This window comes from Mesorhizobium sp. M7A.F.Ca.CA.002.09.1.1, from assembly GCF_003998555.1.
Classification (GTDB): domain Bacteria; phylum Pseudomonadota; class Alphaproteobacteria; order Rhizobiales; family Rhizobiaceae; genus Mesorhizobium; species Mesorhizobium ciceri.
In genome coordinates this window covers 1-7,068 of sequence record NZ_RZRR01000217.1, presented here as the reverse complement: position 1 = coordinate 7,068, position 7,068 = coordinate 1, and the positions used below count along the sequence as shown (strand labels likewise).

The 7,068-nt window shown below is 63.9% G+C and carries 7 protein-coding genes and 1 pseudogene; 1 reads left to right on the top strand and 7 read right to left on the bottom strand.

What is annotated here, in order from left to right:
* The 7 genes from EN994_RS12195 to EN994_RS12165 all read right to left on the bottom strand — a co-directional run.
* A partial coding sequence (locus EN994_RS12195) for a glycogen debranching N-terminal domain-containing protein (protein WP_127307557.1) occupies positions 1-1,657 on the bottom strand: 1,657 nt, incomplete at its 3' end.
* Between the two features lie 50 nt (positions 1,658-1,707).
* On the bottom strand, positions 1,708-2,769 hold the full coding sequence (locus EN994_RS12190; RefSeq protein ID WP_013530898.1) for a glycosyltransferase family 4 protein: 1,062 nt from the start codon (positions 2,767-2,769) through the stop codon (positions 1,708-1,710).
* 114 nt (positions 2,770-2,883) lie between these two features.
* Positions 2,884-3,261, bottom strand: coding sequence for a DoxX family protein (locus EN994_RS12185; RefSeq protein WP_013530897.1), 378 nt, complete (start codon positions 3,259-3,261; stop codon positions 2,884-2,886).
* A gap of 72 nt (positions 3,262-3,333) precedes the next feature.
* Positions 3,334-3,792 (bottom strand): carboxymuconolactone decarboxylase family protein, encoded by a 459-nt coding sequence (locus tag EN994_RS12180; RefSeq protein ID WP_024501510.1) that lies wholly within the window; start codon positions 3,790-3,792, stop codon positions 3,334-3,336.
* 43 nt (positions 3,793-3,835) lie between these two features.
* Positions 3,836-4,339 carry an Rrf2 family transcriptional regulator gene (locus EN994_RS12175; protein WP_013530895.1) on the bottom strand — a complete coding sequence of 168 codons (504 nt, stop codon included), beginning with the start codon at positions 4,337-4,339 and terminating at the stop codon, positions 3,836-3,838.
* A gap of 108 nt (positions 4,340-4,447) precedes the next feature.
* The gene (gene preA, locus EN994_RS12170; protein WP_127307556.1) at positions 4,448-5,761 is read right to left on the bottom strand and encodes an NAD-dependent dihydropyrimidine dehydrogenase subunit PreA; all 1,314 of its coding nucleotides are present in this window, start codon (positions 5,759-5,761) and stop codon (positions 4,448-4,450) included.
* 2 nt (positions 5,762-5,763) lie between these two features.
* Positions 5,764-6,747, bottom strand: coding sequence for an FAD-dependent oxidoreductase (locus EN994_RS12165; RefSeq protein ID WP_348631677.1), 984 nt, complete (start codon positions 6,745-6,747; stop codon positions 5,764-5,766).
* On the opposite strand from EN994_RS12165, the pseudogene EN994_RS36835 reads away from it, so the two are divergent.
* Positions 6,630-7,068, top strand: a pseudogene (locus tag EN994_RS36835) (hypothetical protein); the annotation flags it as partial. The gene EN994_RS12165 and the pseudogene EN994_RS36835 sit on opposite strands and share 118 nt — an antisense overlap.

Below are 7,068 nucleotides of genomic sequence, written 5' to 3'. Positions count from 1 at the left end.
AGCCCGAATGGAAGGAGGCGGAAAGCAGCTGGTCAGCCACCATCTGGGCCCGCGCCGGCTCAGGCAATCCGACAAAGAGCAGATGCCCCGCATTCGAGGTCCGCACCTTGCAGGGCTCGCCGGCACCGTCGATTGCCAGCGCATAGAAGCCGAGATCGTCAAGCCAGAAATCCCGTTCCACGGCAACCCGCATCGCTTCGGCGCGATCATCCCAGTGGTCGGCCCTGTCGTTCTCGCCCCGGCGACGGGCAAGTGCCGCCAGCCCCCGGAAGGCGGCAAAGACGTAGCCCTGCACTTCGACAAGGGCGATCGGGCCCTTGGGAATGCGGCCATCGGCATGGAAGACCGAATCGAAACTGTCCTTCCATCCCTGGTTGGCGAGGCCGGACTCGGCCGCTCGCTGGTAAGTCACGAATCCGGTTTCCCGGCCCGCCTCCTCCGTCCATTCGGCCGCGGCGCACAGCGACGGCCACAGGCCGTCGATGAACGCCATGTCACCGGTACGATCGGCGTAGGCACAGGCAAGGTAGATGTAGAGCGGTGTCGTATCGACGCCACCGTAGTAGCGGCCAAAGGGAAGCTCCCGCAGCGCCACCATTTCGCCCTTGCGGGTCTCGTGCATGATCTTGCCCGGCTGCGAATCGCTGAACGGCGATGTCTCGGTCGCCTGATGCTGGGCCAGAAAGGCCAGCACGCCCCGCGCCAGGCCCGGATTGAGCCACAGCATCTGCAGCGCCGAGATGACGCCGTCGCGGCCGAACGCCGTCGAGAACCAGGGGATGCCGGCATAGGGATAGGGGCCGGTCGCCAGCTCGGTGGTCAGCAGCGCGACATCGGCGCGAGCGCGCTCGACCCAGTCGTTGAAGACACGGCCCGAGCTGCGCACCGTCGCGCCATGGCGACGTTTGGCCCGCATGCCAAAGCGGGCGCGGGCGGCAGCGGCGCGGAACCGGTCGCGGTCGGGCTTGTCGGCCACCTCGGGACCGACCTCGACATAAAGCACCTTCCTGCTGCGCTTGGTCACGGCGATCAGGAAATCGGCACGGTTGGCACTCAGTTGGTCCGGCGCCTGCGAGAACGATATCGCCGAGAGGCGGGCCAGGCCATCGAGCCCATCATAGCGCAGCAGGACCGACGTCGCGTTTGTTTCGGCGGCATGGGCCAGCCCGCGCTTCGGCCGTGTCGAGCCACGCACTTCGAACATGTCGCGGAAATCGGCGGAATAGTGCAGGGAAACGCTGATCGTCGAGTGTTCCCGGCTGTAATTGGAAAGGGTGATGCGTTCAAACAGCCTGTCCTGCCAAAGCAGTCTGACGCGTTCGATGTGAATGGCTCCCTGCGGGATGTCGCGTCCACCGGCGCTCTGTATCGGCAGATTGGTCAAATTGGTGGTGAACAGCACATTGTCCTGGCTGAGCGAGGCGCCGAGCAGAGATGTCTGCCTGCCGCCGACGGTCAGCCGGAACTCGGAAAGAACCCGCGTGTCGTCGCGAAAGAAACCGTCGCCGGCGCCACGTATGTCGCCATAGGCGTCGGCAACGGCGAAGCAATCGCCCTGCTTGAGCGCAAACAACCGATGCGGCTCGCGAGGGGCGGTGGCGTCGAGCGATGCAAGCGCAACCGCAGGATCGAGCTGGCGCTCATCGAGTTGGGCCATTCGTCAAAGATCCCTGTTGTTTCGTTGCCGTGGCTCGAGCACGTCGCTGCTCAAGACGCCTTCGCCGTGCTCGGGACGCCGATCAGGCCCGCATAGGCGGCCAGATAGTCGCCGGCCATTCTTCGGGCGGAGAACCGCTTTTCGAAAACGGCCCTCACCTTTCGCCTGTCGAGTTGCAGCAAGTCCGGCACCGCAGCGACCGCGCTATCCATTGTGTCAGCGATAAAACCGGTGACGCCTTGATCGATGATCTCCGGCAGCGCACCGCAACTCCAGCCGATGACCGGTGTGCCGCAGGCCATTGCCTCGATAGCGGCAAGGCCGAACGGCTCCGGCCAGTCGATCGGGAACAGCAGGCCTGCCGCCTTGCCGAGAAATTCCGCCTTCTGGTTTTCCTCGATCTCACCGACATAGACAACGCGATCGCCATCGATCAAAGGCTCGACCACCTCACGGAAATAGGCGCGATCGTCGTCGCCGATCTTTGCCGCGAGCTTGAGCTTGAGCCCCGAACGCAAGGCGATCTCGATGGCGCGATCCGGGCGCTTGTCGCGTGAGAACCGGCCGAGGAAGGCAAGGTAGGGTTCTTCGGCGGCCGTCTCGAACGTCGGCTCGTAGAGAGCAGTCGGCAATCCGTGATGGATCGTCGCCAACCAGTTGGCGTTGGCAAGGCCCGCCTTCTGGCTGTGCGAAATGGAAATCAGGGGAAAGCGCGGGAACCGTTCATAGGCCGGCGCCAGGTCGACATAATCCAGCCTGCCATGCGGCGTCGTCACCGTCCGCTCCGCAATATCCTCAAAGAAGGAAAAATGCAGGAAGTGGCTGAGGTGGAAGTGGATGACGTCGAACTCCGACGCCCGTTCCCTCACCTGCGCAAGCATCGAAAGATGCGCCGCGATCTCGGATTTGAGCGGACGCGGATCGAGGCGCAACGCGCGTTCCCGGCTGGGTACCAGCTTCGCGGAGGTCTGGCTGTCGCCACTGGCAAACAGCGTCACCTCATGACCCAGATCGACCAGCGCTTCGGTCAGATACGAGACGATGCGCTCGGTGCCGCCATAGAGCCTTGGCGGCACCGATTCATAAAGCGGCGCGACATGGGCGATTTTCATATTTCATCCTGGATGCTGGGCATGCAGGTGTGAAATGCGTCAACGGCTCGATTGGTTCCGATTTTATGGTCGAGCCGTCGGCACCAGAGGCCGCAGTCGGCATGGAACTGTGCGTCAAACGGATTGCGCGATCAGGGTCAGAAAGCCACCGCTCAGGGCAACATTCCCGACGAAGCCATTGATGCGGGACGCACGGTCCGGACCCTGATGGTCCCAGAAATTGTGGAACATCGGCGTGGCGACGATGAGGAACAGCAGCAGCACCGTGGCCGCGAGTGCCGTCCACAATCCTGCGATGACCAGCACACCGGCGGCGACCTGAAGCACGATACCAGTCCACAGTGCCAACCGCGCCTGCGGCACACCGCGCGCGGCCATCAGCTGGGTCAGGAAGGCCGCGTTCTGGATGTTGCGCAGGCCGGCGAAAACGAAGGCGCCGCCGAGCAGCAGGCGAGCGAGAAACAACAAGGTCGAAGGCAAATCCGCAGGCATCAAACTCTCCCCTTTAAAGGTTTAAGGCAGTGGGAGCGCGCTCTCCACGGCGCTCCCAACATGATTGGACAATCAGGCAGCCTTGGCCGCCGGCATCGGATGTATGGCTTGGAACGGGATGCACAGCCGGTTCCAGGTGTTGATCATGCCGAGCGCAACGGACAGCTTGACCAGCTCCTCTTCTGAGAAATGCTCCAGCGTACGTGCATAAAGTTCGTCCGGCACGCCGTTGTTGGCGATCAGGGTGACGGCTTCGGTCCAGGCCAAAGCCGCGCGTTCACGCTCCGAGAACAGCGGCGATTCCTTCCAGGCTGAAACCAGATAGAGCCGCTGCTCGGTCTCGCCGTCGCGCCTGGCCTCGCGGCTGTGCATCTCGACGCAGAACGAGCAGCCATTGATCTGCGAAGCCCTGAGCTTGATCAGGTGCAGCAGGCTCACCTCGAGCCCGCATTCGTCCACCGCCTTGTTGAGCGCCGACACCGCCTTCATGATCTCCGGCGCCTTGGCGAAAAATTGCAGCCTCTGTTTCATCGTCTCGTCCTTTCACGTCTGCTTGGGTTTTGAGGTTTTGGAGTTAACTGGATTTCTGCGGCCGCTGGTGGCGCTCGACAAAGGCGCAGCTCGCAGCAAGCGACCTGGGATCGCCTTCTGCCGCGTAGGTGGCCACGATATCGGACAGCTTGGTCTCGGCGAGCGCGGCGCGATAGGCGCGTTCGGCCTTCAGCATCGCGGCGTTGATGCCGCAGGGTTTCACATAGGCCGACGCATCGAGCTTCACCGGACCGCGCTGGCGGATCTCGCCGCAGCGGAAGGCCGGCTCGCGGCCCTCGACGGCCAGCACGATGTCGAGCAGCGTGATGCGCTCGGCTGGCCGCGCCAGCCGATAGCCACCGGCAGGCCCGGGCACCGATTCCAGGACGCGCGCCGCGCTCAGCATGTTGAGATGCTTGAGCAGATAGCTCGGCGAAAGGCCAAAGGCCTCGGCGAGAGCGGCGCCCGGCATGGTGCTATTGCCTTCCACACTGGCCAGCGTGGCGGCGCAATGGATGGCTGCTTCAACACCCTCGCCCAGCTTCATCGAACAGGTTCCTTATTCATGGATACATACTATCGTGGATAATTCATATCTGCAATAGGAAAATGAAAAACGGCGCTCGAAAGCGCCGTTTTTCTCTTGGGGGAGTTCCTACTCCGCAGCCACCTTGGCCATCGGGTTGTTCGGGTGCGTGGTCCAGTTGGCGTAGACCGGCGATACCGGCCTGCCGGTGCGCTGGTCCATCACACCGGCTGCCAGCGGCTCCATGGTAATGCAGTTCTCGACCGGGCAGACATTGACGCAGAGATTGCAGCCGACACACTCGGCCTCGATGACCTCGAAGTGCCTGACGCCGTCGACCATGCTGGTGATCGCCTGGTGCGAAGTGTCCTCGCAGGCGATGTGGCAGCGGCCGCACTTGATGCAGGCATCCTGGTCGATATGCGCCTTGGCGACGTAGTTCAGGTTGAGATACTGCCAATCGGTGACAATGGGCGTGGCGCGGCCGACGATGTCGTCGAGCGAGGCGTGCCCCTTCTCGTCCATCCAGTTTTCCAGGCCCGCGATCATCTCCTGCACGATCTTGAAGCCGTAGGTCATCGCCGCCGTGCAGACCTGCACATTGCCGGCGCCAAGCGCCATGAATTCGGCCGCGTCACGCCAGGTGGTGATGCCGCCGATGCCGGAGATCGGCAGGCCCTGCGTTTCCGGATCGCGCGCGATCTCGGCCACCATGTTCATGGCGATCGGCTTTACCGCCGGCCCGCAATAGCCGCCATGCGAGCCCTTGCCGTCGATGGTCGGCTGCGGCGCGAAGCTGTCGAGATCGACACCAGTGATCGAATTGATGGTGTTGATCAGCGACACCGCGTCGGTGCCGCCGGCATGTGCTGCGCGCGCGGGCTTGCGCACATCGGTGATGTTGGGCGTCAGCTTGGTGATGACGGGCATACGGGTGTTCTGCTTGCACCAGCGCACCACCATTTCGATATATTCCGGCACCTGGCCGACGGCGGCGCCCATGCCGCGTTCCGACATGCCGTGCGGACAGCCGAAATTGAGCTCGATGCCGTCGGCCTCCGTCTCCTCGACCACAGGCAGGATCGCCTTCCAGGCCTCCTCGACGCAAGGCACCATGAGCGAGACGACGATGGCGCGGTCGGGCCAGTCCTTCTTGACCTGCTTGATCTCGCGCAAATTGACCTGCAGGTCGCGGTCGGTGATCAGTTCGATGTTGTTGAGGCCGAGCAGGCGGCGGTCGGCGCCCCAGATCGCGCCGTAGCGCGGACCGTTGACGTTGACCACCGGTGGGCCCTCCTCGCCCAGCGTCTTCCACACCACGCCGCCCCAGCCGGCCTTGAAGGCGCGGATGACGTTGTAGGCCTTGTCGGTCGGTGGCGCCGAGGCCAGCCAGAACGGATTGGGCGACTTGATGCCGACGAAATTGTTTCTGATATCCGCCATGCTCATGCCCTCCCGTTCGAGGTCAGTGCCCGATTGATGCTCTCCGCAGCGTCGCGTCCCTGCGCGACCGCCGAGACGGTCAGGTCGTCGCCACCGAAGATGCAGTCGCCACCGGCCCAGACCTTGGCAAGCGACGTGCGCCCTTCCGAATCCACCTTGATGCGGCCGGCTTCGAGGCCGATCGATGCACCGCTGCCGTTGAGGGCGGCCGGGACAAAGCTCTGTCCAATCGCCTTGAACACCTGATCGGCAACGAGCGTCAGCGTCTCGCCGGTGCCGGCAAGCCTGTCGCCGTTGAGGGCGGTGTATTCGAGTTCGACGGCAGTGACCTTGCCGCTCTCGGCGATCACCCGCTTCGGCTGCAGCCAGTGACGGATGCTGACGCCATTGGCAGCGGCCAGATCCTGCTCGAACTCAGACGCATTCATGTGCTCCTGGCCGCGCCGGTAGCAGATCGTCACCTCCTCGGCGCCGAGCAGCTTCGACTGTACCGCGGCGTCGATGGCCGTCATGCCGCCACCGATGACGACGACGCGGCGACCAACCGGCAGGCCGGAAAGGTCGCTGGCCTGGCGCAGCTCGGCAATGAACTCGACCGCGTTGATGACGCCGTCAGCGTCCTCGCCATCGGCACGCAGCGCATTGACACCGCCAAGGCCCATGCCGAGAAACACCGCGTCGTAATTGCGGATCAGATCCGACAGCTGATAGTCGCGGCCGAGCGCCTTGCCGTTCTGGATGTCGATACCGCCGATCGCGGTCACGTAGTCGACTTCGGCCTGGGCGAAATCGTCGACGCTCTTGTAGGCGGCGATGCCGTATTCGTTGAGGCCGCCGGCCTTGCCGCCGCGCACCGGCTCGCCCGCCACGGCCATGACGTGACCATCCTGGAGGCGCGCGCGAAGGCCGGCCGGCCCGGCGCCGACCACGGCGACCGTCTTGCCGGTCGGCTCGGCGCGCGGATAAAACTGCTTGTTCTCGCCCATGGCGACGTCGGTGGCGTAGCGCTGCAGGCGGCCGATCTGCACCGGCTTGCCTTCCGCCACCTCGCGCACGCAGACTTCCTCGCACAGCGTCTCGGTCGGGCAGACGCGGGCGCACATGCCGCCCAATATGTTCTGGTCGAAGATGGTCTTGGCCGAACCGATCGGATTACCGGTCGAGATCTGGCGGATGAACAGCGGAATGTCGATCGAAGTCGGGCATGCATTCATGCACGGTGCATCGTAGCAGAAATAGCAGCGGTCGGATTCGACCAGCGCCTCGTGGTGGTCGAGCGGCGGGGGCAGGGCGGGAAAATTATCCGC